Raw genomic sequence first — 23,255 nt, forward strand, 5'->3', positions numbered from 1 at the left:
GCTCCCCATCCTTGCAACAAATGGTCCAAAGAACTTTGGACAGTTGGCCGGCAGACAGCGGATCAGTCACCTTTGGCGGGCAGATGGCGGCCCACCCTAGGCGCATGTCGGAGTGTCGTACGGCCGGTGGCCTGCCGTTCTGCAAGGCTCAGCTATGGACTGGACCGATTCCCGTCAGGAGTTCCATTCTCCACGCGTTCTACCGGGGGCGGACTTGCCGAGGATCGGCCGCGTGACCAGGACGGCGGACGGCGCTTTGCCGTGGCGCATCACCGGCCTGACCGCCGATGCCAAGGAGATCGACAACTTCTTGCTCACGCTGGCCACTAATGACTGCAGCCCGCAGACCCTTCGTTCCTACGCATTCGACCTACTGCGCTGGTGGAGGTTCCTGGCCGCCGTCGGGATCCGCTGGAGTACAGCGACGCGGGAGGACGTACGCGACCTGGTCCTCTGGATGAGGCAGCCACGGCAGGAAGGCAGGCGCGCGTACAGTCCCACCTCGATCAACCACATGCTCTCGGTACTTTTTGTTTTCTACGAGCATCACGCCCGGCTAGGTCAGGGGCCGGTTGCGAATCCGGTACCTAGCGCTGCCATGGGCATGCGCCGGTACGAACATCACAACCCGCTGGCCCCTTTCCAGCCGCAGAAGCGGGCGCTTTACCGGCAGCGCGTCGTCACAGGGACACCCAGGGCGCTCTCCCACGACCTCGTAGACCGCGTCTTCACGGCCCTGACCTCTACCCGGGACAAAGCATTGGTGGCCATGTACCTGGCCACAGGTGCCCGGGCCAGCGAACTGCTCGGAATGAAGGCCCGGGACGTCGACTGGGGCAACCAGTCAATCGCGGTTGTATCCAAAGGGACTCGCGCGTACCAATGGGTGCCCACGTCCCCCGACTCATTGACTTGGCTGAGGCTTTACCTTGGCGAGATGCCCTTGGACTCGCCTGAGGATGCCCTGTGGCGTACCCTTCGCCGGCCTTATCGCCCACTGCAATACTCTGCTTTGCGGGCAATGCTGGTGCGAGTAAACAAGGCCCTGGGAACCGGAGTTACGCTGCACGATTTCCGCCATACCTGCGCTTCCCGGCTGGCCAATGACCCGTCCATTCCTCTTACCGATGTGCAGGCCGTTCTCAGGCACAAGCACCTAACCACGACGTCCAAATACATCCACACCAACACCCAGGACATGCTCCAACGCGTCCTGCAGCACCACGAGGCGCCTCCGAATTCAACACCAACACCCGCTTGGGGATACGACCCGTCAGACATGACCGAGCTCTTCGGTACCTTGCCATGACGGCCACCGTGACCGTCCCTGAAGCCGCGACCTCTTGGGAGTCGCGCTCCGCCCCTGAGGGCGCCCGGTGGAGCCTGAACGAAATTACCGCCCGCTCCACCGAGCTGCTCCCAGGGACCAAGAAAAGACAGGTGGAACGGGCAAAAGGTTTGGCCTACCTCTTGGAATGGCTTGGTACTTTCCCCGGCGATAACTGGCAGCAGCGTTGGATTGCGGCAGGTTGTGACCAGGCTGGCACGTCATGGGGGCAACAGGATCTCATTCCGTACAGGAAGTCGCTGCAGGGCAGTGCCGTGATCGCTCTCGTCGTTCTTGGCGTCGTCCGGCCTTCCATGCTTTGGCTGCGGACCGCCACCCCACCGCACATGTTCATCACCTACAGAAGCGTCGTCGACTCCGAAACGTTTGCCCTGTTGGATGAGAAGCTCAGCACTTTCCGCCTGTCGAAAACCTCCAAAATGTTGGCCCTGAACGCAATGACCCTCCTGAGGATCCGTACAGGTGTCCCGTTGCTAAGCGTCACGGCATCACAGTTCCTTCGTGCCGAAGCTGAATGGAAAGCCTTGAGGAGAACCCGGTCGGTCGGCGTGGTCTGGCAAGCCCTCCAGGCTTGCGGGGCTCTATCAGGAGAGCCAGCCGACTACCGCGCACTGCAGCTGGAGGGACGGCGCACTGTCCCACAGCTCGTCGACACGTACGGGGTAAGCAATCCGAGGATCCGCTCGTTGCTCATCGACTACCTTACGGAGAGAGCTGCCGCTCTCGATTACACGTCCTTGGCCGGGCTGACCCGCATGCTGGTCCGGAACTTCTGGACCGACATTGAACGCCATCATCCCGGGCAGGACACCATCAGGCTCCCGCACGACACCGCGACAGCTTGGAAGCAGCGCCTTCGGTACCTGTCTGGAGGGCGGGAACGCCGTGACTACTTTGCGCACCTGACCGCGGTGCGGGCGTTCTACACCGACCTTGCCCAGTGGGCGATCACCGAGCCCGAGCGGTGGGCGCTGTGGGCCTGTCCGTCGCCGGTCAGCGCGGCCGAAACCAGCAACCTAGCCAAGCAAAAGCACCAACGGCAGTCGCGCATGCATCAGCGCACCCGAACCCTCGCACCCTGGCTCAATGCCCTCGTCTCGGCGGCTGCGAAGGAGCACGCCGAAACGGCAGCTCTTCTCCAAGCAGCATCCAAGGCAGTGGAAGGTGAACTCCTGACCGTTCACGGGACGACATACCGCCGCGTTGTCCGCGGCTACTACCGGGACAACGGGTGGCCATCGGTTGAGAACCTAGAGACTGGTGCTGTCATACGCTTGCATAGAGCGGAAGAAACGGCGTTCTGGAGCTGGGCGATTCTCGAGGTCCTCCGTCTGACAGGACTGCGTGTTGAGGAACTCGTTGAACTGACCCATACCTCCATCCGGCGTTACGATCCGACTGCCGGAGAAGCGACAGTCCTGCTGCACGTCGCTCCATCGAAAACCGACAGGGAACGTCTCATCCCAGCCTCCCCGGAACTGGCCTCAGTCCTGGCCACGATTATTCGCAGGGTGAAGGGACCGGATGCCACCCTTCCCCTCGTAAGCCGCTTCGACCCCCTGGAACGCAGTTGGGGAGCCAAGCTTCCTCACCTCTTCCAGCTCAGGCTCGGCGGAGTTCCCCGGGTACTTTCCACCGCAGGTGCCCGAAGCCTCCTCGGCGCGTTGGCCGCCAAAGCGGACTGCAAGGACATCGACGGAACCCCGCTAACTTTCACCCCTCACGACCTGCGCCGCATCTTTGCAACGGAGACCGTCAACAGCGGCCTGCCCGTCCACATCGCCCAACACCTACTCGGTCACCTGAACCTCAACACGACCCAGGGGTACATCGCCGTCTACCCCGAACAGGTCATCAGAAACTACCGCAGCTTCATCGACAACCGTCGAGTCTTCCGCCCCGCCCAGGAGTACCGGGATCCCACCTCGGAAGAATGGGCGGAATTCGAGAACCACTTCACTCTCCGAAGGGTTGCCCTCGGAACATGCCACCGCCCCTACGGCACGCCCTGCATCCATGAGCATGCTTGTGTGCGGTGCCCCATGCTCCAAGTCGACCCTGCCCAGCTGCCTAGACTTCACGAGCTGGAGACAAACGCAGTCACGCGACTTGAAGAGGCCAAGCAAAAGACGTGGCTAGGCGAAGTCGCCGCGCTCGAGGAATCACTGCGCCACATCCGGGAGAAACAAGTCCAAGCCACCCAAATCAGCGACCGGGTCAGCAGGGGCGCCGAGCTATACACCGGACACTAAGTCAGGCAGCTAAAGCGAACTGCTCCCCCAGCCGACGCAAACCCTTAGTGCAGTTAAATCGATCGGTTGGTATGTGATACAGCAGAAGGTCGATGTAGAAATCGTCACCGCCGACCTCAAGATGCACTTGGCGGCCAGCGAACGCCATTCCTGTCCCGAACTCCATGAGCGTTTGAGACATGCGCAGAGTCATGGCTTCTTCGATGGCAGCCTCGTCGGCTTCTGCGCTCAGGCCGAGAAAATCCAGTACCAGGGGGTCTTTCGCGACCTCACGTGCCAGCGCCGTGCCCTCCCCCGGAAGACGCGCCTCGAGATTGTTGGGCGCCGAGCCTTCTCGTTCATGTAGTCGGGAAGCTATTTGGTGTTCCAGGACAGCAAGGGACCAGCCATGCCGGAAAGATCGCTTGGCGTACCATTCGCGCAGGTCTTGGTCTTGTAATCGCTCGAGGAGGGCGACGTTGTGACTCCAGGTAATTTGTGCAGACACCGTCTGCACAAACTCATCTGGGGCGCTCCATGCCTCCGCGAAGGCGCGCATGTAGTACAGATTCCTGCGAGAGAAGCCTTTCATGTGCGGGAATTCCCTGCGCAAATCATCGGCCAGGCGCCCCAGCACCTTACTCCCCCATGGTTCAGCCTGCTGCCGCTCCAAGATGGTACAGCCGATCTTCCAGTAGAGCTCGATCATGGCCGCGTTGACGACTCGCTGGGCACGCAGCTGAGCGGAAGCAACCAAAGCCTTCAGCGACTCGAGTGTTACGGCGTAGCCGCTTGGCAGTTCAGGCTCAATCACAGACACGCTTCCACCCTAACTGCCCTTCCCGACACCATACAGATCCACGCGGAGGCCCCAGTCCAAAGAACTTTGGACTACTGAACCAGCCGGATTGCGCCGCCCAGCGGCCATAGAAGCTGCGTCGAGCAGGGCCGCGGGATCCTCCCGCTCGATGGAACCTCCCGACCGGACCGACCGTAATTATCTGGGGCGGATCAGGTTAGCGCCTCCGCTTGCACGCACTCGGGCAGGAACGCTGGCAACGGGCGCACTCTTTGGGATGCTGCGTGAGAAGGTGATCACCCGTCGGCTGACGTCAAGGTTGCCGTAGAGCCGGGACGGCGGAGCTGGACCACGGATTCTGCCTCGCACGCCGGTAACGGGCCGCACCTGCAGAGCGGCATTATGTGCGCGCCATGAGCCAGGATAGTGAAGCCTGTCCGCCATGGGAGACCTGAGCAGCCGCCTCGGGACAACCCACAGGCCCGTTACCAGCCAGCGCGCCTCATCGGAAAGTCCTCCGGCCATCGGTTCGCACAGTACACCGTGCCAGGAATGGGCGTCTTCGTCGCCCGGCAATAGGACTGACTCCGCTTGAACGCCAGCAGCGCGCGGGGCATGAAAGTCCCCATCGCGCGGAAGTGCAGAGGTCCGGTGACCTAGGACATTACGCTGTGGCCGCATGTGGGCTCATTGCGTCCGAGAAGTGCGGAATTCTTCTGTTGTGCTGTATGTTGCAGTCGCCGACAACCCTCATGAGAAAAGAGATGAACTTCCGTGGCCACTGATTACGACGAACTGCGCACCGACGTCAAGGAATCCCAGGACAGCTCCTTGGAGGCGCTCAAGTCCGCCAAGGCGCCCGACGCCAAGTCAGTCGTTCTCGAACTCGACGAAGCCGATGTCCTGGATGGGCTTACCCCTGGCGGGGAGTTTATTTCCGAGGAGTTGACCGTTCAGGTCATCCCGCAGGCCAGCGACGAGTTCACCTGCTACTCCTGCTTCCTCGTACGCCACCGCTCCCAGAAAGTCCGCGAAAAGGACGGCCACGGGTACTGCGTTGAGTGCGAAGGCTGAGCCTTGCCCTTGGGCCTTATCGACCGGCACTGCCGGCCCCGCCGGCTCCACGACACCCAGCAACAGCATGGCGGAAGCCACGCCCTTCTGGATGACGCTTCCGCTGCGAATACGAAAGGGCTTGTCCCCTCTCAACAATGCGGGATTATGATCATTCCAGCCGAAGGGGAATCGGCGTGGGGAAAGTGAAGGGCGCGCTCTGCGAACGGGGTGCGCCTTTCCCTGCCGTGGGGACGGGCCTGGCGTTTCCGGATTGCTGAACATCGGCCAGCATGGTCCTGAACATCGGCCGGCATGGTCACCGCCGCCAGGGTCTTCTCCATTCGCCCAGAGGTAACGACGACCATGGGTAGTGATGGCGGAGCTGGCACCAGCATGAGAACGATGGAATACACCTGGTATGGCGTAAGTACGCCAAGCATCGAGTGCCTCCACCTCACGAAGGAGCGCGGAACACTACGTGCTTTATCCACCGGCGCTAACCACGACGGGCATTACGCCTATGCGGTGACCCTTACCCCCGGGTGGGTCTTCCGTGAGCTTACGCTCCATGGGTACGACGATCGGCAGCTTGAAGTCCGCCGGAACCGCGATGGAACGTGGAGCGTCAATCAGAAGCCACGCCTGGATCTAAAGGGCGCCGTTGACATCGATTTGGCGTTCAGCCCCTTCACGAACACCCTGCCGGTCCGGCGGCTCAGCCTGCCCGTAGGGGGTCGTGCGGAAATCATCACGGCGTACGTTGACGTTCCCTCCTTACGGGTGACGCCCGATCCGCAGGCATATACAAGAACCGCCACCAATCTCTACCTCTACGAGTCACTGGACAGCGACTTCACACGCCAGATCACCGTTGATGCTCACGGGTTCGTCATTGACTACCCCGGCCTGTACTCACGCGATCCCGCGGCCGGAAAGCCGCAGCGCCCAAACGCCTAGCCAAACCCCTGTCGTCGAACACGCCGCGGCACGATAGCTGCACGGTCAGAAACGCTGGAAAAGCAGGGTCTGCGGACGCGGGTGCGCCGGCGTTGCGTCGCGGGGGAACTGGAAGTCGATGACCTCGCCGCCGTCCTCCCATGCGGGCGGAATCCCCTTTGCCTATGGGATCTCCTCCGGCGCCGCTCTTGCCCTCGAACCAGCGGCCGCAGGTGTCCCGATCCGCAAACTCGCCATGTACGAAGCCCCTTGCACAGGAGTCGGGGACGTCAATGGAATGCCCATCGACCACGCGGGCCACCTGAACGCTCTCCTCGCCCAAAACAAACCCGGCGCCATGGTCTCTTACTTCCTGGTTAAAATGATCGGCGTCCCGGCGTTCGTGCCTGATGCTCCGCCTCATACCACGCGCCTAAACTCCTGATCATGATCACAGAGGAAAAGCAGAGCGGAGCGGAGCATCGCTGGCCTGCCGTCATTGGCCTCATCGCCGCGCTGGGTCTGTACGGGACGCTGCCGACGACGTTTCTGCCAGGTGTTCGCTACATCGTCGTCTTCGTCGGGTTGGGCCTCCTGATTCCGCTCGTGGCCTTGAATCCGCGGCGTCTTACCCGCGAAACACGTTGGTCCAGATTTCTTTCCGTTGGCCAGGCACTTCTGCTGGTCGTAGCAAACGAAGCTGCCTTGGTTCAGCTGGTTATCGCCCTCACAAATGCAAAAACCAGCGAGGGCCCAACTCTTTTGCTCGCCGCACTTCAGGTATGGGTAACCAACGTCATCGCTTTTGCCTTGGTCTACTGGGAACTGGACCGGGGCGGACCCGTATCCCGCCGACACATGCCGCGGCATGAGCTGCCCAGAGCAGACTTCCGCTTCCCCCAAGATGAAGACCACGACGCGGTAACGGAGGTTGCCGTGAGATCTTCGGTAAAAACCGGCTGGACCGCGGCGTTCATTGACTATCTATACTTCTCGCTGTCCAACTCCATGGCTTTCAGTCCCACGGACAGCATGCCGCTTTCAGCCCGGGCGAAAGCGCTTATGGGATTGGAAGCCTTCGGCGGCTTCGTGCTCTTGGCACTCGTCATAGCCCACGCCGTCTCCATGCTCGGCCAATAACAGCCCAGCGGCTTGACGATAAGGAACAAAGGAGTTCCTGCAGGGCTGAGTCAGAAATCCGCAAGGGCCTCGTCGGCGAGGTGGACTATACCGCCGTCTCGAAGGTCAATCCGGACACCAACTCGCTGCTGTAGCGGTTACTCGGGTCCAGGAACTTGCTACCAGATGCAGCTCTGAAGTGGTTGCTTGCTTATCTGCTGGCACCGGGACTTGCCGGACGAAGCACGGCTTCAGGGCTTATTGAGAGGGACAGGGCCGGCGCCGCCTGGAATTTATGGCCAGGAATCGGGCCGTAGAGGGACCGTTGGGTGGAATCCCGTCCGATGACAACTGCGACGTTGGCCGGGGACGGGTCTGGAAGAGAGCAGTGAACATCGCCGGACCTTACGACGGCCGCGGCGCAGCTGCTCCCCTTGGCGGGCAAGCGCCGGGGTAAGTTTTGGGTTGGCGGAAAGCAAGTTTGTGCCACACCAAACGACATGCGACAGGTGCTTTCCTCGGTAGCGTCGCACAATGATCTGCACTACAGCCAGCGATGAAACCATCGCCTCTCCTCGCCCATTTTGCCAGTCACTGTGGCGGGGCGCCCTGGGTCACTCCCGGTCCTGAACCGCCGGATAACGTCTGCGGCAAGGAGGGGGTCCTTGACACGGCGAATTTCCGGCTAATACGAAAGCCCGCATCATGATGCGGGCTTTCGAAGCATCGTCATGGTTTCAGACGCGGGACCTGCCACGGACGAAGTGGACAATCAGGACGATCACGGCAACGACCAAAAGGATGTGAATCAGTCCTCCGCCGATATTGGCCAGCAGACCAAGCAGCCAGAGAACGGCGATGATGATGGCGATCCAAAGCAACATGAGTGTCTTCTTCAGTTGTTACACACCGAAATGTGGTCCCGCGGACCGGGCGCCTGGCTTGGCGCTTGGGTCCGGGCAGCTTCAGCTTAATACTAAGCATGCTTAGTGCAAATGGTGTGATCTGTTGGGGGTCTAATGGTGTCGTGTCGACAGGCCACCTTACGCCCGTCGTAAAGCGTTCGTTTGTGATAGCAACAACGGTAGCTGTGCAAATAATAGAAACCCCGGCTGTCGGCCGGGGCGATGTCCTGTGATTGCCGAGGGCATTCAACGGACTGGAGATTGCTGATGACACCGGACCTGGAGACCTACCTGTTCCCCTTAACGGCTGAGGGTGCGTGCCCGGCGGGGACCCTTGACCTCGAGTTGGCGTCCGGGCAGATGATCTGGTCTGACGGTTTGTATAAGATCCATGGATTCCATCCCGGCCAGGTCGTGCCCACCCTGGATTTGTTGATGGCGCATCAGCATGCTGATGACCGCGGACCGTTCCAGCAACTGCTGCGAAGCCTCGCGGACACTGGCCGTCAAATCGCACTGCTGCACAGGATCATCGACAGCAGAGGCAGGCAACGCCAGGTTTTCTCCTCCCTCCACGCCACGCTGGACGAGTCCGGCAGACCCGAACATGCGGCAGGTTTCATGGTGGACCTGACCCGCACCATGCACGAAGAGACCCGCCAGGCAGCTGATGAAGCAATTCAAGGTGCACTCGCCCACAAAGCCGTGATTGAGCAGGCCAAGGGCATCCTCCGTGGACTATTTCTTATCAGCGCCGAAGAAGCCTTCGAAATTCTCGCCGCCCAAAGCCAGCACACGAACACCAAACTCCACACGGTAGCCGCCACCTTCATCGAGGCCATGGACAACGGTCGCGCCACCCACCTGCTGAACGACTGGAAGACCGGGCACCTCCAGCCCTGACACTGCTCCCGGCAAGACCGACCTTTGATCCTTCAGATGTATAGAACGCCGCCCCGGGTATTGGGTCCGGATCGGGAGCGGAGTGAAAAGGGTATCCGCCCCCTGTTTCGGCGGTGCCGGCCGCCCAGTCTTGAGCGAACCTTGTGGCTCAAAATGCGCCGCCGTGTAAGAACCGGTCCTACCCTTAAACCAAGTTCCCGCCCCAAGTAGGGACCCACAAATGGGGGGAAGGGCCGGCGACCGGGGCATCACTGAGATCGGATGACAATGCGGCTGCCGGCCCTTTACGTAGGCGCTGGTGTCAGCGGCTCAGACCGTTCCTTGCCCGCTCCGCGCCGATGGCTGCACCTGGATGGGACTTGCGGGCCTTCGCCGCACGCTTGCCCCGGGAGACCGCGGCGCTGGGGTGCGTGCCTTCACTGCGGGCCGCGGTCAGGCGGCCGCGGATCTGGGTTTCGCTGGTCCCGGTGTTTTCCAGGGACTCGGCAAACCTCTTACGGTGTTCGGCTGAACCGTAGTCGGCGGCCGCCGTGCTTTCGGCTATCAGTCCTTGGTCTCTGAACCGGCTGCTGTCGTTGCCGGTGACGCGGTTTTCGATGCCCCGGCCGACGCCTTCGAGGCGTGCGAAGAGTTCCTTTTCGGCCCGCTCATACCGCTCCTCCATGGATGCCCACTGCGAGCCAGCAAAGCCGCCCTCGGCAAGGAGCTTTGCTTCGTGCATGTCCTTGGCCGCTTTGACGAATCCGGGGTCCTGGAAGTGTGCGTCGCCGGCTCCGTTGAGGTTCGCTGTGGTTTCCTTGCGGAGTTGGTCGATGTCGGGCCCGTTGATGCCGTCTTTGCCGATGAGGAACAGCCGCTCCTTGATATCAGCTTCCGCGGCCGCGGCCGCTGTGGGGGTCTTGGCGTTGAGGGCGCGCTGCAATGCCTGGCCGAGTTCGGGGTTTGCGAGGTATTCGACGGGAACGTGGTGGCGCTCCATAACAGGTGCCAACTTGGCGGCTTGGGCTTTGAGTTCTTCTGCCTGCGCGGCCGCGATCAGCTGTGTTGCTTTCTCCTGTTCGGCGGCGGCTTTGCGCGTTTCTTCTTGGCTGCGTGCCAGCTCGTCCCGCCGGGCGTTTTCGGTGGCGATAGTCGTGATCCCGGATTCAAGGTAGGCGGTGTCCGCGCCGACGTCGTGTGTGTCGATGCCGTACCTGGTGAGGACTTCCTGACGGATTTTCGTTGCTGCTTCGAGGGCGGCGGGGTCGTAGTCTTTCCAGCCTTCTGCGGTGGCGTGTGCCGTTGCGATGTCGGCCGGCTGCGCGTTGTCCCACCACTCATCTTTCTGGACGGGTGCGAGGACGGCGCGGGCTGAGCTGCGTTCGGCCGTAAGGCGTGCTTGGGCTTCCCGTGCAGCTTGGGAGTCCAGGTGTTCCTGTTGTCGCTGGGCTTCCTGCCGGCGCCGTGCCAGCGTCTCGGCGATGCGTGAGGCGACCATCAGGGATTGCCGCATGCCGTTGTCGAGAAAGTCGTCGATGCCGTCTGATTCACTCATTGGTGTTCCCCTTGCACTGGTGGTGTGATTCTTATCGGTCGAGTCCCGAACCGGTGCCCCGGTTCAGTTGTGTGGTCTTCGCTGGTGTCGCCGGTGTAGGTGTCGTGGGAACCACCGAACCCGGGCGGATCGGGGCCATGCCGCGACGTGCGATATCAACTGCCCTCGGTGCGACCGCAGCCGCTGCGGCGGGCTGCCGTTCAGCTCCGGCAGTGAAGGCCTTGGGCATCGTCGCGGTGAACGGTGCCAACTGGTTCTCGACTACTGCCCGGATGCGCTGGGCTTCCCGGGCACGGCCGGATTCGGCGTGCATCTCATACACGGCAAAAGCGGTATTGATCAGCTGCACCATGAGGGCTGTCTGAGCCGCTGTTTTGTTCTTGCTCGACGACGCCATGAACAACATCGCGGTCCCGGCAATGGACGGCAGGGCAACGGGTTTACCGTGCTGCCGTGGGGCGCGGAGCTGGGCTGTGCGGGACAGTTCGGCGGCGGTGGCGGAAAGTGGCCCGGGGGTCGGTTCCAGCCGGTAGGACCATGCCGCGAACGCGCCGGAAACATCGCGGGCTGCCTTGGCCCACGTGGCGTGATCATCGCGCGGGATCTTGCGAAGCTCGTCCGCCAGGGCGGTGGCGTTCCGGGTGTAGTCAACCCAGAGCTGCGCATCCGGTGTGGTCTTCTCCGGGCCGCGGGGGTTGGCTTTGCGTTTGTTCCGTGCGGCGGCGTTCCACTCGGCCGCTGCCTCTATCGAGGCCTGCGGGGTGTCTGTCCATTCCTGCCGTAACTGGCCGAGGCGGAGGTCGGTGGCGAGGGTGCCGCCGCCGAACCAGATCGGTCGTTCCCCCGGTTTCGGGCGCTCGGCTACCGAGTAGCCGACGATGACGTCGGTGGTGTTCTTCGCATACCGGGGACGCACCAGCAGGCCGGTGTCTCTGGCGCGGCGGATGAACTCCGCCTCAGTGCCCGACGCGGTGGCGCTGGCACGCACCTTCCTGGCCAGGGAGGCGCGGTGCATCTCCCGTTCATCGCGTGCCGCGGTGGCCTTCTCGGCCCGGTCATACCCGCGGGTGGCGTGCACGCTGGAAAGCTCCTCAAGCCCATACTTGGTTTCCAGTTCCCGGCAGGTCTGCTGTGCGCGTTTGTAGTCACCATGGGTGGAGGCCTTGGTGCCGTCTTCCCGGACCAGGGACACGGCGATGTGGATGTGGTTGTTCCCGTTCTCACTCGTTCCGTGGTTGATCGCGACCCACCGGCACTGGGCTTTGCCGCTGGCTTCGGTGAAGCCCATCGCGTCCACGAAGTCGTTCGCGATGTCACCCCACTGCTGGTCCGTGAGGGCACCTTCTTCGGCCCGGAGACTCAACGAGCAGTGCCACACGTCAGCGTGCTTGTGCCCGTTCGGCACCCGTTCCTTCGTCACCGGGTCCCAGCGAAAATCCTTCTGCAGCACCTCAACGCCGAACGCCTTACGCGGCTGGTCCAGGTGCTTGGCGATCGCGACAGCATCATCGGCATCCAGGACGCCGTCGTCGTACCAGGCCATGATCGCCGCGTCCCCGGCAACCAGGTGCGGGTCAGTGTGCGTGTTCTTCGTCTTATCCGCGTCCGTCGACGCCAGATACAGGATCAGCCCGGCCATCCGCGACCCGCGGGTGATGTTCGGAATCATCGCCTACATCAACCCCTCGATCGCCCGGTCAATCCGCACAGCTACCTCGCGCACATACGCCAGCACCGCCGACGCGTCCTGCGGGAATTCATCACCGGCGTTCGCGTGCCGGGCGATCTGGTTCACGTTGTTCGACACCCGCGCCAACAACCTATGGATCGCCATCAGCTCCGCCATCGCAGCTTTCCGCTGCGTCGGCGTCTCCGACCCGTCCGACAAAGCGGCCGTGAGCAGCAGGTTCGGGACCGTGACCTTCTCCCGCGCCGCACGCGCGACCAGGGCCGCTTCCTCCTCCGCGGTCACCCACACATCCCGGCGCTTCTTCGTCCCCGCCGGCGAATTCGCCCGCCGCCGACGAGACAACGGGGAACGCGGCACATCCTCCTCAGACACCCACTCCCCCAATCCCCAAAAGCCCAGCGCAGCGACCCCGAAACCCGGGGACCCACAAGCCAGTGTGCCAAACCAAGCCGAAGGAGCCGTGCAGGACACGCCCATTTACACCCGTGTAAATGTATAGCTTGCTCCGCTGACGCAGACCGGGTGGTCCAATGCGGCGTGTTGCGTGGTTGCCCCGGCCTCCGGCGGCTAGGGTGGGTGGCACGTAGAGACACTCCAGGGGGAAAGTTATGCGTCCGAACGAATCAAGCTCCGACCGCCTCCGCGGCGCCATAATCACCTATAATTCGGTGAGTTCGGTCCCGGAAAGGTCACCATCGAAGTTCCCGTTGACACGCCTGCTCCAAGAGCGCACCTGATCCACGCCGCAGCAGAGCAAAGGAAGTACGACAGTGCTGACGCCATCGCCTGGAGCGTTGACAGCGTGGCCGAACGTCATCTGGACGACATCACAAACACCACCGTCTTCATCCGGAACGACGCCCAACAGATCCGAGCCGTAGCGTACGTGGGACAAATCCCGCCGCTCACAGCCATCCCACCACTCAGCGCGGCCCAGGAAGCCCTCCTCCCCCATCTCATCCACACCGTCCGTGACGTCCTTCCGAGCCAGCTCCTCCCCTACGCCGACGACATCGCTCAACTCGCTGCGCAAGCAATCCCCAGCGAAGCGGACATCCTGTGCGCCTACCAACGGACCTCCGTCACCGAGGTCGTCAAAGACCTCGACAGCTATGACGAACCCATGGAGCCAGACACGTCAGTCCAAGAGTTCCTGACGGCCCTCAGCTTTCCCACCCACCCCCAGACGGCTCTTCGTTACCATCAGGGCACTCCGTCCGCCTCATCCAACAAGACGAAAAACCCTCACATCTCAACCCACCTCGAACGCTAAAACCACCAGGAGAAGGAACCACAAACGCCATGACGAGCATCAACATCGAAGCCACCAAAAACCAGGCACGCGCCCTCCTGAACTCGCGCATCAAATCCGTCGAACAACTCGTCCACGCCCGCCAGCGCGTGACGGACCTGAAAGAACAGCTGGCCGCCGCCGAGCGCGACGACAAGCGCGCCTACGTCAAGGCCACCCGCGACGGCTGGAGCCCGGACGAACTGAAAAAACTCGGACTGGAACCGGCCGCCGCAGGCCGCCGGCGCAAAGCCCAGACCAGGCCCTCCGACTCCCCCCACCCGTCCGATACGAACGACGCCCAGGGGAACTAACCCTTCGTGCACATGGGCACGGCAAAAGCTAAATCCTTCGGGCTTTTCCCGCACCCATGTGCACGACGGGACCCACCTGACCGGCTGCACACAGAGGCCAGATCACCGCAGTCAGGAGCCCCACCACCGGGTCCGGCGAATGTGCACAGCCTCGAACGTGCCGACATACCAACGGACACGTTCCCCATGGTCTGTAAGTCTTTACCCGGTTGCTCAGTGAGCGGCTGGCAGGCTGGTGCTGTGGCCGGGCTGGGATGTGACTCACCCATGGGTTTTGCCTCCGATCTCAGTATTTCGGAGTGCGCTTTCTTGGATATGTCCGCCCTGGCCGGGCCCAGCATCGGTTGTGTCTACAGCGCTGGCCTGATTAGAAGCATGCCCGCCCGTGCACCGGGTGTGGCCCATTACAGACCTGCCACGCCGTAACCCACCAACGCGTTTCCATTCTCGGAACTCAGGAGGAAAAGATGATTGTGGCAGACTACTTCGGCTTCGTCGTCGGCATAGATACCCACGCCAAAACGCATACATTCGCCATCATCGAAACCGGCAGCGGTGGAGAAATCGCGAACGAAACATTTCCGGCCACCGCAGCCGCAGGCAGTCGCGCGCTGTCCTGGGTCCTGCGCCGCACTGAAGCATCTCCTGAACAGGTTCTACTCTCAATGGAGGGAACGGGTTCGTACGGTGCCAAGCTCCGGCAGCAGGCCACAGACGCCGGATTTCAAGTTACCGAAGCTCCCGTCCCGAGCCAGCGGCTTGGCAGATACCAGGGAAAATCCGATTCCATCGACGCAGCGCGCGCAGCGCGAGGGACGCTGAGCATTCCTATGGACCGCCTCCGAGAACCCCGGTCCGGGCAGAACCACATGGCGCTACGGATCCTCTCCAACGCACGCCGCACCATGGCACGGGAACGCACCGCAGCCATCAACGCCCTCACGGCTCTCCTACGCGTCGTAGACCTCGGCATGGACGCCCGGAAACCATTGACCGTCACCCAGACTCGTACCATCGCAGGATGGCGGGAAGGAGACGAGGAGTTCGGAGTCCAAACCTGCCGCCGCGAAGCAACACGCCTCGCAAAGCAGATCCTCACACTGCAGGAGCAAATGATCAGGAATCACACGGAACTTGAGATCCTTGTGAAGCAAGTCCAGCCGTGTCTCCTCGATGTCTATGGTGTTGGTCCGGTCCTGGCAGCAATCATCCTCACAGCGTGGTCACACACTGGAAGAGTGCGCTCCGAAGCCGCGTTCGCAGCTCTTGCCGGCACCTGCCCGGTCCCGGCCTCATCAGGCGGCACCATACGATTCCGACTAAACCGCGGCGGCGACCGCCAACTGAACAAAGCGATCTACACTATCGCCCTCATCAGAATGAACCGGGACCCTGCCACCAAAGGCTACGTGACGAAGCGAACAAGCCAAGGTAGAACCAAGAAGGAAATCATCCGAAGCCTCAAGCGCTATATAACGCGGCAAATCTATCGAACCCTGAGTGCGGCACAGGAATCCTTATGTCCAGTGGGATGAACATGGCAGGGAGCTTCCTAGATCTGCTAAATGCCTAAAAGAAAAGGGGTCCTCGCCGCTTTCCTGAGTTGTTTCCACCTTGACCTGAAGCCGGCTTAGCCTTCGAAGCGACCGCAGCTGCAAGCCCAACGAAAGCAGCGATCAGCAGTAGATTAAAGAGCAATTCAGTAACATCGGAACCGCGGCCCAGCGCAACCAACGTGACGATGATAAATATGACGCCACATGCAAGGCAGGAAAGACATAGAATCTTCGCCCAAACAGGCAAAAAGTTAAGTCGACTAAGCATTTCTCCCCCTATTTAGTAAATAGATCCTAGCCCCTACGGGACGAGAAATCTAGGTTTACCCGACTGTGCGGGGGTTTGTCGCAGATTGGACTGGCCCAGGTCCTCCACGCGCTTAGTCGCGGAAAGAGCTGACGAACCCACGGTGGGAGCGACGCGTCAGTCGGCCCCCACCCTGGATCCTCCTCGGCTACGTCATCCGGAACTGCAGGTAATACTCTCCGAAGGCACCACCTACGTGGGTACAGGGCGTGACGATCACCGCGTAATTGTTGAGCAACTGCTGGTACCGATCCTGACAATTGCGCTCGGCCCTGAATGTTTCGGTTTGGAGAACCCCTACGACATCAGGGGAAGGCGAAGCGGCGCTGGCGACTGCCATACCGGACAATGCGGACCCTCCGATAATCGTGACGATGGCAGCGGCGCGCGTGATTGCATTTCTCATGATTTCCCCCAAGGTTGTTCACCGATATAGCAACGAGCTTTTATCCGTAAGACTTCTCCGTCAAGAATGAGACCTATATAGGAGCCCCCTGAGGGGTTTGTCCCGCGAAGTGATAAAAGCCTATCGGCGGGACACTTTAAGTCAAGGGCGATTTCGTCCCTTTTCTTGGCATCTCGGGATTGTTATTGAGCAAGACCCTCGCCTCGTGGTCGGCCTGCCCTCGCCGTGTTCGATCTGAATACTGTGGAATGCGTCCTGATTGCCCCGCGCGGGTTGCTTGATCACCTGCCGATATCTAGAGGCCACGCCCCACTAACCTTGTCCTCGTTGCCACCGCCAAGCGTGCCAGAACATGAGTCCGATAACGGTAGCGACGCCAATGAAGACACCTTGGGGTGCGAAGGTGAAGAGAACGTAGGCCATGCTGACCCGCTCGGTCATGCTCACCTCCAAGGAGCCAGTCAGAAGTGCCAATAGTCCGCCCAGGATCAAGACTCCTGACAACGTCCACAGGATGATGATGAAGGGATTTTTTGTCCGGGGCGAAGGCCCGATCTCTTCGGACGTTGCCGCGTTCATGGTCTCCCGTACCGTACCGTCCCCATTGCTCACCTCACGGAAACCAATGCCTTCATGCTGCCCGCTTCCCATGCCCGTCCCCCAATTGTTTGGCCGCAGTTCCTATGACTGCTCGAAGCCCAAGCCTAGCTCCACAGGATGCGCGGGGTGCTGGGCACACGTTCCGGTCCTTCCCCTATGCGTTGGCGTCCCAGGATGGAGTCCAGCAGCTGCTTGACGAATATAGAAGTATCCAAGACCAACGCTGCCGTCGGACCCGAAGGGAACGACTGGGTTTTTTCAGCAGGGACGACACGGGACTACACAACGGGGCATCCTGGAGTTCATACGGAACCATTCCCGGGGCTGGCCTTTAGGGCACAGGATGGCTTCCCGGGCCGGTACAAGGCGGTGACAACCACAAGCTGCAGGGCGGCGCTCATCACCACCAGCTTTCCCTAGACCCGCGTGATCCAAGCAATGGCACCAGCGGCAGCAATAAGCTTCACAAGGACTGTTTCTGACTCGGGAACTGAGGAAGGGCGGCACCCGTCAGGGTGCCGCCCTTCACTGCCTCAACCGCCCGCTGGTTACTCGTCCGCCTGGGCGTCGCCGTCTGGGAGCTGGCCTGACGCAATCCGTTCCGCTGTCTTCTCGTAGGCGGCATCAATGTACGCTGCCAGGTCATCCTCCCGAACGCGCCAAATCCCCTTCTTATCTTGCCCCAATTACGGCTGTCGGGATTGTTTGTTTGAGCACGGCGCCCTTCGTTACTCAGGCTTTTTGCGGTCCTTGTAAGTATGACGTCCCTCCCCTGCAGCTGGCCGCCTCCTCCACGATCGATAGGTTGGCGTCTGACAAATCAATCGGGTTGAGTCAGCTACCTCTAACTGATCACCAGCGGCAGGTGGCAGCAGCGCCATGCCCAGGTCGCCGCATGGCTGGCCGCCGGCCAGGACTAGCCCCGGCACACCAAGACCGACGACCAGGAGGAACGCACGCTGGGCGTGTGGCTGCACACCCAGCGCATCGATGCCCGGGCCGGTAAGCTCACTGTGGCCAAGGAGAAGCTGCTGAACGAGGTCATCCCTGGCTGGCGGCAGGGCCGGGTGCGGCGGGGCGGGACAAGCCGGAGAGGCAGAGTTTAAGCGTCGGGCATTTTCCAGACGGGGCGCCTCGGCTCCTTAGCCGCCAGCCCAATGGCTAAAATTTCCCCCGCCCACAGCCCGTTCATCGTCGTCTTTGCCACACCGCAGACAGCGCTTGTACAACCGGCCGTCTTCGGAATGTTCGACGTGCCACTTATGGCTGATATTCAGCTTGCACAACAGCGCCCCAAACATGACATTCTCCGTTCGGCGCAGACAGCTACTGGCAATCTAATGATGGCACTGGTCCAGCGCGGCCGGAACCGGTAAATACTGGCCCTTTACCGGTGCCAGAACCGGCAAGACTATGCCTCAGTCAGGAAGGGTGAAGAAGCTGGCCGGATCCTCAGCGCCCAGCAGGTCGTGATGGAACACGATGGCGTCCACCGGCCGCGTGTCCACGAAGAGGACGGCTACATTCCTTGAGTGGACCACCGTGTACCGGGTGAGGTCTTCGACCCAGGAGTGGATGCCGGTGTACTCCCCGACAAAAAGTCCGTCACCGAGCAGCCCCCGCTGATCGAGCAGGTCGTAGACAAGATTCCAGGCGAGATCCATGAGTTCATGGATGGCCGCCTCCACCGTTGGAGCCGTCATGGTTCCATGGTCCTCCCGGGCACCGACAGGTTTGCGGACCAGGGCACGTGTGTCCCTGTTGCGCCTGCATCGGAAGGGCCGGGAAACTACTCCGGCCGGTGGCCGCCAACTTCTCGATGCCAGTACCTTGCGTCCTCGCTCCCGATGCTGAGTATTGCATCGGGCTGCCACGGCGCCGGCCACAGCTGCAGGAGATACTCGTCGACGGCGCCCTCGGCAAACTCCCCGTGGTGCCCCTCATCCCGGCCCTTGGCGCTAACACGCAGCCTGTAGCAACCTGGCGGAAGTCCTACGGGCCCGGTGTGGCCCCACCAGTCGCTCCAGACCATCTCATGCCGGTTCGGCAGCGCGATAGATACCTCGACGACGTCCTCCCACTGCCCGTCAATGTTTCCCGGCGGTGCATCCACGAGGACGATGCGGACGGGTGAGCCGCCCGAGCGCCGTGCGAGGTTAACATGAACCCCTTGCAAGTTGGCTGCGCCCACTAGACCGTTGATCTGTCCCCGGTAGAAGCGGTCAAAGTCTCCGTCAAAGGTGCCCTCCTCACCCCAGGAAAGATCGAACTGGCCGTAATCAGTCTCGATCACCTGGTCAAGGAGTACGTGTTCCACAGCCCCAGCGTAGCGCCACTACTGCCGGTCATCGTTCCCAGCGTCGTTCGGGAACCGTTCCGGGTGTTTGGGGTCCCTGCCCCGCTCTCGCCAGTACTCGTCGCGGTGCCGGAGCGAAGACCGGATCACTGCCCTCCCGTAGACGATCACGAAGACCACCTCAACTGCCAGCATCGCGATCCGCCACGGCCATGGGATGTTTGGGATCAGGTTAAGCACCGCAAAGACGCCGACGAATGGCAGCGACCAATACGTGAGACGGGTGATCCTTCGCCGGGCTTCCTCTTTGGACGCCGGAGGGTTGCCACCCTGGGGTTCTTTCGCCGGTGCTGGCATGGATGAACTGAACCACCGGCCGGCGGCAGGGGCAAGGTCCTTAAGCTGATCTTTCGGTGTCGGCTATCGAGAGGCTGGCTCGACGGCTTCCTGGATCTTCTGAAGCGTGTCAGGGCTGGCTGCGATTTCGATGGGACCACCGTCTGAGTCGAAGGTGATGACCTGGAAGCCGTACGGCACGGCCTGCTTGATATCCTGGCGGTCAGCCTTCCGAGGCTGTAATTGGGTGGCATGGAGTCCGGTGAGAGCCCTACTTCGGCCGCTAGGCACCAGGTCTTCGTAGACGGCCGGCTGGAAGTCAATCCGGCCCTGCGAAGGCGTGGCAACGCCCATCTGCCAGACTCCGCTGAGGGACCCTGGCAAAGAGTCCGGGTACCGCAGAAACATGAGCGACTGGCCCTGCTCGTCGAGCCTGGCCTTGGTCTTCCGGACACGTTTCCGCCCGAAGTAACTGCTGCCCCAGAAAAATAACGTCCAAAACACCGTATTCGCGATAGCGGTGTCCAGCTTTCGCCCGAGGAGCATGTCAACGATCAGGACGACGACGCCGGCGAGTATGGCGAAAAGTGCGGACGACAGGACTGGATGCTTAGCGGCCCACTTCCTCATGGCGAGAGTCTAAGGGCGAACCCGGTCCGCCCCTACGACTCTTCACCGTCCGGCCCAGCGTCCACGAGCTCGCCGGCCGCAATGCGTTCGGCGGTGCGACGGTAGGCTGCAGCGATGTAGTCCTCAACGTCCTGGCGCCCAATGCGCCAGAGGCCCCGGCCCCCAATCTGGAAACCGCGCAACTCTCCTGTCCTTATCAGGCCCTGCACGAGGCTTTGCTTCACGTTCAGCTCGTCGGCGACCTGGGCCAAGGTCAGGAAACGGGGCTGGTTCGGTTGGTCAGTCACCGGGCCATCCTATGTGAGGGGCGATCCCGGGAGGCGTCATAGGCTCGGCCGCATGAGTGCCGGTCGGGGATCCTCGGCATTGCGTTATCGATCGTCATCACGCTGGCCTAAGTTGTCTTCGGCGTCCTCCGCCCAGCGACCGCTTACACCGGCGTTTAACACCCACAAGACATCAAGCCGGTGGGACACATCTGAGGGCAACAATCCTTACAAGCCTCGCAAAGACTTTGCACAGTTCAGAATGTTCCTCGCCCCGAATCTCAGCAAACAATCCTCATAAAACGCAAGAGGCGGGCAAGATAACCGCGGGGTCCGAACTGCGCGCCCCTCAGCTCGCCGCGGCGCAGCAGCGCGTAGACCATCGGTTTTCCGAGGTTCAGGATCTCCTGGACGTCGTCCATTGTGAGCATCTTCGGCAACGGCAGGGACGTCCGGAGGCCGATCTTGTTCACTTCTTCAGTCCCCTGACCCATCGTCTACGTTTCCTCGTTTCGGTGCTGCATTTCATCCATCGTCCGCTGCCCTCGCCGCAGCTCGCCGGCCAGCACCGGAGGCCACGGCTTGCCGCCGTTGTACTTGCGCTGCAGACGCTTCACCTCACGCATCGTCGCCCGGACAATGAGGTCCGAGACGCTGGCGTCGCCCTCCTGCAGGCCGGCTGCCGTGAACGCAGCCCGGACCTGCCCGGCCTGCTCCTCTGTGTAGTACGGGGTGAACGCCGGAACCTTCTTTGGTTTCGCCATCAAGAGCCTCTGCTTTCAGACGCGCAGTGCACTCTGACAAATCCCCAGGTTGCTGATCACGAGTCCCCCTCCGTTTTGTATCCCTGCCCCGCGATGGCGTTCTGCGCCTCCGCCAAATGTTCCCCGAGCTGTGCAGCCAAGCCAGCGGCAGCACGCATATGCTCAGCGGCCACGGCGGCAGACTGAGCCGGATCCCGGCCGTCATCCTCATAGACGTTGTACTCGGTAACTGACCTCTCCAGGCCTGCCGCGAGTTGCTGAAGGGCCTGGGCCAACATGTGCCCCGTGGCTCCTTTCAGATTTCCCAGCACCTTGTACACCGTGGGCGCCGGATGAGTCTGGCTCATGTGGCAGATCGCGCGTACCGCGTCATAGATGGCATCGGCTTCCTGGACAACGGCAGGCGTTTCATCACTCATGGGGGGGCTCCTAGCTTCTTGCGGGAAGTGGTTTCAGGCCACGCGTCCCTGGTGTTCTTTGACCGGGATTCGGGCAGTAGTGCGTCGGGGTCAGCGTATCGGCTGCCCCCGACGCTTGGGCTGGTTTAGAAGGGGGGTTCGGAATCGGGGCCGTTGCCCCATCCCCCGGCTGTGTTGCTGGTCGCCGGCACGGCCCAGGGATCATCCTGCGGCCCGGTCTGTGGCTGGTTGTTACCGGTTCCCTGGAAGCCGCTCCCCCTGCCGCCTTGGGTGCCGCGCTGGGTTCGGTTGACCTTGGCGTTGGCGTAGCGGAGTGAGGGGCCGACCTCGTCTACCTCGAGCTCGATGACGGTGCGCTTCTCGCCTTCCTTGGTTTCGTAGGAGCGGGACTTCAGCCGGCCGGTGACGATTACGCGCATGCCCTTGGTCAGGGACTCGGCTACGTTCTCAGCTGCTTCCCGCCACACACTGGCGCGGAGGAAGAGTGTCTCGCCGTCCTTCCACTCGTTGGACTGACGGTCGAAGGTCCTGGGCGTGGAAGCGATGGTGAAGTTCGCGACGGCGGATCCACTCGGTGTGAATCTGAGCTCTGGATCTGATGTCAGGTTTCCAATGACAGTAATGGTGGTTTCGCCGGCCATGATGGTTCCTTTTCCTCGTGTGCTGGTGATGGTCTCGGTGCCTGTTGTGGGTTCGTTCGCTGGTTCGGTGCCGCCCGGTTCGTCGTGGTTGAGGTCGTTGGGTTGGTAGTGGTTCGCGGTGTGTTCGTCCCAGAGTCCACCCTCCCCGAGCGGGGCGCGGTTGATCGCGTTAAGGTACCTGTCGTCCCCTGCGTTGCCTTGGGTGGCGTAGCCCTCGTACAGGTCTTCATTGAACGGTTCCACGATCGCGGGTTCCACAAGGTAAGGGTCCACTACGTCGGGGGTGATCCTGCCGCTGGGGTTGACCTGCCGGAACAGGTCCACCTCCAACGGGATCCGTGGGCTGAGGTTGAACCCGACGACTGGGCGCATGTTCTCCATGGTCCTCACGCCGCCTTGTGACTCATGGCCGCCTGGACGAGCTTGTCGCGGCGCAGGCCGGACCAGTGGTCCTGGTCATCTGTGTTGTTCACGACCACGGGCGCTTGGGAGTAGCCGAGTTCGGCGGTGATGTACTCCAGTGCAGCTGGGACTTCGGTGATGTCCACGGCTGTGTAGGTGATGCCCTTGGAGTCGAAGTAGTCCTTCGTCTTCTCGCAGTTCGGGCAGTTGGGCTTGGTGTAGACCGTGTAAGCGGCCAGTGTTGCAGTCATTTTCAGCACCTGGTTTCGTATCAAATAAGTTTCGTTCGTCTGGCTGACTTGCTACCTCAAGTCTAGCAATCATTCAACTGAATGAATAGAGCTTTTACCGCTTATTCTTGGGCTTTTTGGGGAATACTTTTACGGCAAATGTGCAATTCCCCCGCGCCGCGGATTTCCCTTACGATTGTCATTTTCAGAAGCTGATTGCACAAATGTTAGAAGTCCTCTTCACATGGCCCTGTTGGAGGGCCCAAATCCGCTGTT

At 61.5% G+C, this 23,255-nt stretch carries 26 protein-coding genes and 1 pseudogene; 10 read left to right on the plus strand and 17 right to left on the minus strand.

The window, feature by feature from the left end; all coding sequences use genetic code 11:
- Positions 1 to 232 precede the first annotated feature (232 nt).
- The gene (locus QRM96_RS19805; protein ID WP_285320673.1) at positions 233 to 1,309 is read left to right on the plus strand and encodes a tyrosine-type recombinase/integrase; all 1,077 of its coding nucleotides are present in this window, start codon (positions 233 to 235) and stop codon (positions 1,307 to 1,309) included.
- Positions 1,306 to 3,600 carry a tyrosine-type recombinase/integrase gene (locus tag QRM96_RS19810; protein WP_285320674.1) on the plus strand — a complete coding sequence of 765 codons (2,295 nt, stop codon included), beginning with the start codon at positions 1,306 to 1,308 and terminating at the stop codon, positions 3,598 to 3,600. Before QRM96_RS19805 ends, QRM96_RS19810 begins: the two co-directional genes overlap by 4 nt.
- Position 3,601: 1 nt before the next feature.
- Here QRM96_RS19810 and QRM96_RS19815 read toward each other — a convergent pair whose 3' ends face one another.
- A complete protein-coding gene (locus tag QRM96_RS19815; RefSeq protein WP_285320675.1) occupies positions 3,602 to 4,399 on the minus strand; it encodes a PDDEXK nuclease domain-containing protein in 798 nt (265 codons plus the stop codon).
- A gap of 753 nt (positions 4,400 to 5,152) precedes the next feature.
- On the opposite strand from QRM96_RS19815, the gene QRM96_RS19820 reads away from it, so the two are divergent.
- The 4 genes and pseudogenes from QRM96_RS19820 to QRM96_RS21075 form a co-directional block, all read left to right on the plus strand.
- Complete coding sequence (locus QRM96_RS19820) at positions 5,153 to 5,452, plus strand: DUF4193 domain-containing protein (protein WP_285320676.1); 300 nt, start codon at positions 5,153 to 5,155, stop codon at positions 5,450 to 5,452.
- 375 nt (positions 5,453 to 5,827) lie between these two features.
- Positions 5,828 to 6,391: a putative glycolipid-binding domain-containing protein gene (locus QRM96_RS19825; protein ID WP_285320677.1), complete on the plus strand. Its 564-nt coding sequence runs from the start codon at positions 5,828 to 5,830 to the stop codon at positions 6,389 to 6,391.
- A 426-nt stretch (positions 6,392 to 6,817) separates the two neighbouring features.
- Positions 6,818 to 7,510 (plus strand): hypothetical protein, encoded by a 693-nt coding sequence (locus tag QRM96_RS19830; RefSeq protein ID WP_285320678.1) that lies wholly within the window; start codon positions 6,818 to 6,820, stop codon positions 7,508 to 7,510.
- A pseudogene (locus tag QRM96_RS21075) lies at positions 7,507 to 7,741 on the plus strand (hypothetical protein); the annotation flags it as partial. The gene QRM96_RS19830 and the pseudogene QRM96_RS21075, both read left to right, overlap by 4 nt.
- A gap of 485 nt (positions 7,742 to 8,226) precedes the next feature.
- Here the strand turns inward: QRM96_RS21075 and QRM96_RS19835 are convergent.
- Positions 8,227 to 8,373: a lmo0937 family membrane protein gene (locus QRM96_RS19835; protein WP_285243205.1), complete on the minus strand. Its 147-nt coding sequence runs from the start codon at positions 8,371 to 8,373 to the stop codon at positions 8,227 to 8,229.
- A 288-nt stretch (positions 8,374 to 8,661) separates the two neighbouring features.
- Here QRM96_RS19835 and QRM96_RS19840 point away from each other — a divergent pair, with 288 nt between their 5' ends.
- Positions 8,662 to 9,297 carry a PAS and ANTAR domain-containing protein gene (locus QRM96_RS19840; protein ID WP_285320679.1) on the plus strand — a complete coding sequence of 212 codons (636 nt, stop codon included), beginning with the start codon at positions 8,662 to 8,664 and terminating at the stop codon, positions 9,295 to 9,297.
- A 301-nt stretch (positions 9,298 to 9,598) separates the two neighbouring features.
- Here the strand turns inward: QRM96_RS19840 and QRM96_RS19845 are convergent, their stop codons facing one another.
- The 3 genes from QRM96_RS19845 to QRM96_RS19855 are packed head-to-tail and all read right to left on the minus strand — an operon-like array spanning position 9,599 to position 12,803.
- Positions 9,599 to 10,831 (minus strand): hypothetical protein, encoded by a 1,233-nt coding sequence (locus tag QRM96_RS19845; RefSeq protein ID WP_285320680.1) that lies wholly within the window; start codon positions 10,829 to 10,831, stop codon positions 9,599 to 9,601.
- 31 nt (positions 10,832 to 10,862) lie between these two features.
- The gene (locus tag QRM96_RS19850) at positions 10,863 to 12,500 is read right to left on the minus strand and encodes a relaxase/mobilization nuclease domain-containing protein (protein ID WP_285320681.1); all 1,638 of its coding nucleotides are present in this window, start codon (positions 12,498 to 12,500) and stop codon (positions 10,863 to 10,865) included.
- Between the two features lie 3 nt (positions 12,501 to 12,503).
- Positions 12,504 to 12,803: a MobC family plasmid mobilization relaxosome protein gene (locus QRM96_RS19855; RefSeq protein WP_285320682.1), complete on the minus strand. Its 300-nt coding sequence runs from the start codon at positions 12,801 to 12,803 to the stop codon at positions 12,504 to 12,506.
- A gap of 520 nt (positions 12,804 to 13,323) precedes the next feature.
- Between QRM96_RS19855 and QRM96_RS19860 the strand changes: the two genes are divergently transcribed.
- The 3 genes from QRM96_RS19860 to QRM96_RS19870 all read left to right on the plus strand — a co-directional run bounded on the left by QRM96_RS19860 (position 13,324) and on the right by QRM96_RS19870 (position 15,661).
- Positions 13,324 to 13,794, plus strand: coding sequence for a hypothetical protein (locus QRM96_RS19860; protein ID WP_285320683.1), 471 nt, complete (start codon positions 13,324 to 13,326; stop codon positions 13,792 to 13,794).
- A gap of 29 nt (positions 13,795 to 13,823) precedes the next feature.
- Positions 13,824 to 14,126, plus strand: a complete 303-nt coding sequence (locus QRM96_RS19865; protein WP_285320684.1) for a hypothetical protein — start codon at positions 13,824 to 13,826, stop codon at positions 14,124 to 14,126.
- 467 nt (positions 14,127 to 14,593) lie between these two features.
- Positions 14,594 to 15,661 carry an IS110 family RNA-guided transposase gene (locus QRM96_RS19870; RefSeq protein ID WP_285320685.1) on the plus strand — a complete coding sequence of 356 codons (1,068 nt, stop codon included), beginning with the start codon at positions 14,594 to 14,596 and terminating at the stop codon, positions 15,659 to 15,661.
- 476 nt (positions 15,662 to 16,137) lie between these two features.
- Here QRM96_RS19870 and QRM96_RS19875 read toward each other — a convergent pair whose 3' ends face one another.
- The 12 genes from QRM96_RS19875 to QRM96_RS19930 form a co-directional block, all read right to left on the minus strand.
- The gene (locus QRM96_RS19875) at positions 16,138 to 16,395 is read right to left on the minus strand and encodes a hypothetical protein (protein ID WP_285320686.1); all 258 of its coding nucleotides are present in this window, start codon (positions 16,393 to 16,395) and stop codon (positions 16,138 to 16,140) included.
- Between the two features lie 312 nt (positions 16,396 to 16,707).
- On the minus strand, positions 16,708 to 17,007 hold the full coding sequence (locus QRM96_RS19880; RefSeq protein ID WP_285320687.1) for a hypothetical protein: 300 nt from the start codon (positions 17,005 to 17,007) through the stop codon (positions 16,708 to 16,710).
- A gap of 1,406 nt (positions 17,008 to 18,413) precedes the next feature.
- Complete coding sequence (locus tag QRM96_RS19885; RefSeq protein ID WP_285320688.1) at positions 18,414 to 18,698, minus strand: hypothetical protein; 285 nt, start codon at positions 18,696 to 18,698, stop codon at positions 18,414 to 18,416.
- 86 nt (positions 18,699 to 18,784) lie between these two features.
- Positions 18,785 to 19,312, minus strand: a complete 528-nt coding sequence (locus tag QRM96_RS19890) for a hypothetical protein (RefSeq protein WP_285320689.1) — start codon at positions 19,310 to 19,312, stop codon at positions 18,785 to 18,787.
- A gap of 18 nt (positions 19,313 to 19,330) precedes the next feature.
- Positions 19,331 to 19,648 carry a hypothetical protein gene (locus QRM96_RS19895; RefSeq protein ID WP_285320690.1) on the minus strand — a complete coding sequence of 106 codons (318 nt, stop codon included), beginning with the start codon at positions 19,646 to 19,648 and terminating at the stop codon, positions 19,331 to 19,333.
- Positions 19,649 to 19,711: 63 nt separating this feature from the next.
- Positions 19,712 to 20,257 carry a hypothetical protein gene (locus QRM96_RS19900; RefSeq protein WP_285320691.1) on the minus strand — a complete coding sequence of 182 codons (546 nt, stop codon included), beginning with the start codon at positions 20,255 to 20,257 and terminating at the stop codon, positions 19,712 to 19,714.
- Between the two features lie 32 nt (positions 20,258 to 20,289).
- Entirely contained in the window at positions 20,290 to 20,544 is a 255-nt protein-coding gene (locus QRM96_RS19905) for a helix-turn-helix domain-containing protein (RefSeq protein WP_285320692.1), read from the minus strand.
- Positions 20,545 to 20,804: 260 nt separating this feature from the next.
- A complete protein-coding gene (locus QRM96_RS19910) occupies positions 20,805 to 21,017 on the minus strand; it encodes a helix-turn-helix domain-containing protein (protein WP_285320693.1) in 213 nt (70 codons plus the stop codon).
- Positions 21,018 to 21,020: 3 nt separating this feature from the next.
- A complete protein-coding gene (locus QRM96_RS19915) occupies positions 21,021 to 21,287 on the minus strand; it encodes a ParB family protein (protein ID WP_285320694.1) in 267 nt (88 codons plus the stop codon).
- 56 nt (positions 21,288 to 21,343) lie between these two features.
- Complete coding sequence (locus tag QRM96_RS19920) at positions 21,344 to 21,706, minus strand: hypothetical protein (protein ID WP_285320695.1); 363 nt, start codon at positions 21,704 to 21,706, stop codon at positions 21,344 to 21,346.
- Between the two features lie 125 nt (positions 21,707 to 21,831).
- Positions 21,832 to 22,728, minus strand: a complete 897-nt coding sequence (locus QRM96_RS19925; RefSeq protein ID WP_285320696.1) for a single-stranded DNA-binding protein — start codon at positions 22,726 to 22,728, stop codon at positions 21,832 to 21,834.
- A 5-nt stretch (positions 22,729 to 22,733) separates the two neighbouring features.
- Positions 22,734 to 23,000 carry a glutaredoxin family protein gene (locus QRM96_RS19930; RefSeq protein WP_285320697.1) on the minus strand — a complete coding sequence of 89 codons (267 nt, stop codon included), beginning with the start codon at positions 22,998 to 23,000 and terminating at the stop codon, positions 22,734 to 22,736.
- Between the last annotated feature and the right edge of the window lie 255 nt (positions 23,001 to 23,255).

Origin of the sequence: Pseudarthrobacter sp. lyk4-40-TYG-27, assembly GCF_030209295.1 — a bacterium.
Taxonomy (GTDB): Bacteria; Actinomycetota; Actinomycetes; order Actinomycetales; family Micrococcaceae; genus Arthrobacter.

Coding starts and splice junctions, on each gene's coding strand:
- QRM96_RS19875 (WP_285320686.1), bottom strand. CDS start 16,395: ATGAGAAATGCAATCACGCGCGCCGCTGCCATCGTCACGATTATCGGA.
- QRM96_RS19810 (WP_285320674.1), top strand. CDS start 1,306: ATGACGGCCACCGTGACCGTCCCTGAAGCCGCGACCTCTTGGGAGTCG.
- QRM96_RS19910 (WP_285320693.1), bottom strand. CDS start 21,017: ATGGGTCAGGGGACTGAAGAAGTGAACAAGATCGGCCTCCGGACGTCC.
- QRM96_RS19930 (WP_285320697.1), bottom strand. CDS start 23,000: ATGACTGCAACACTGGCCGCTTACACGGTCTACACCAAGCCCAACTGC.
- QRM96_RS19895 (WP_285320690.1), bottom strand. CDS start 19,648: ATGCCAGCACCGGCGAAAGAACCCCAGGGTGGCAACCCTCCGGCGTCC.
- QRM96_RS19865 (WP_285320684.1), top strand. CDS start 13,824: ATGACGAGCATCAACATCGAAGCCACCAAAAACCAGGCACGCGCCCTC.
- QRM96_RS19900 (WP_285320691.1), bottom strand. CDS start 20,257: ATGAGGAAGTGGGCCGCTAAGCATCCAGTCCTGTCGTCCGCACTTTTC.
- QRM96_RS19850 (WP_285320681.1), bottom strand. CDS start 12,500: ATGATTCCGAACATCACCCGCGGGTCGCGGATGGCCGGGCTGATCCTG.
- QRM96_RS19915 (WP_285320694.1), bottom strand. CDS start 21,287: ATGGCGAAACCAAAGAAGGTTCCGGCGTTCACCCCGTACTACACAGAG.
- QRM96_RS19925 (WP_285320696.1), bottom strand. CDS start 22,728: ATGGAGAACATGCGCCCAGTCGTCGGGTTCAACCTCAGCCCACGGATC.
- QRM96_RS19830 (WP_285320678.1), top strand. CDS start 6,818: ATGATCACAGAGGAAAAGCAGAGCGGAGCGGAGCATCGCTGGCCTGCC.
- QRM96_RS19885 (WP_285320688.1), bottom strand. CDS start 18,698: ATGACGGCTCCAACGGTGGAGGCGGCCATCCATGAACTCATGGATCTC.
- QRM96_RS19825 (WP_285320677.1), top strand. CDS start 5,828: ATGAGAACGATGGAATACACCTGGTATGGCGTAAGTACGCCAAGCATC.
- QRM96_RS19870 (WP_285320685.1), top strand. CDS start 14,594: ATGATTGTGGCAGACTACTTCGGCTTCGTCGTCGGCATAGATACCCAC.
- QRM96_RS19845 (WP_285320680.1), bottom strand. CDS start 10,831: ATGAGTGAATCAGACGGCATCGACGACTTTCTCGACAACGGCATGCGG.
- QRM96_RS19840 (WP_285320679.1), top strand. CDS start 8,662: ATGACACCGGACCTGGAGACCTACCTGTTCCCCTTAACGGCTGAGGGT.
- QRM96_RS19920 (WP_285320695.1), bottom strand. CDS start 21,706: ATGAGTGATGAAACGCCTGCCGTTGTCCAGGAAGCCGATGCCATCTAT.
- QRM96_RS19835 (WP_285243205.1), bottom strand. CDS start 8,373: ATGTTGCTTTGGATCGCCATCATCATCGCCGTTCTCTGGCTGCTTGGT.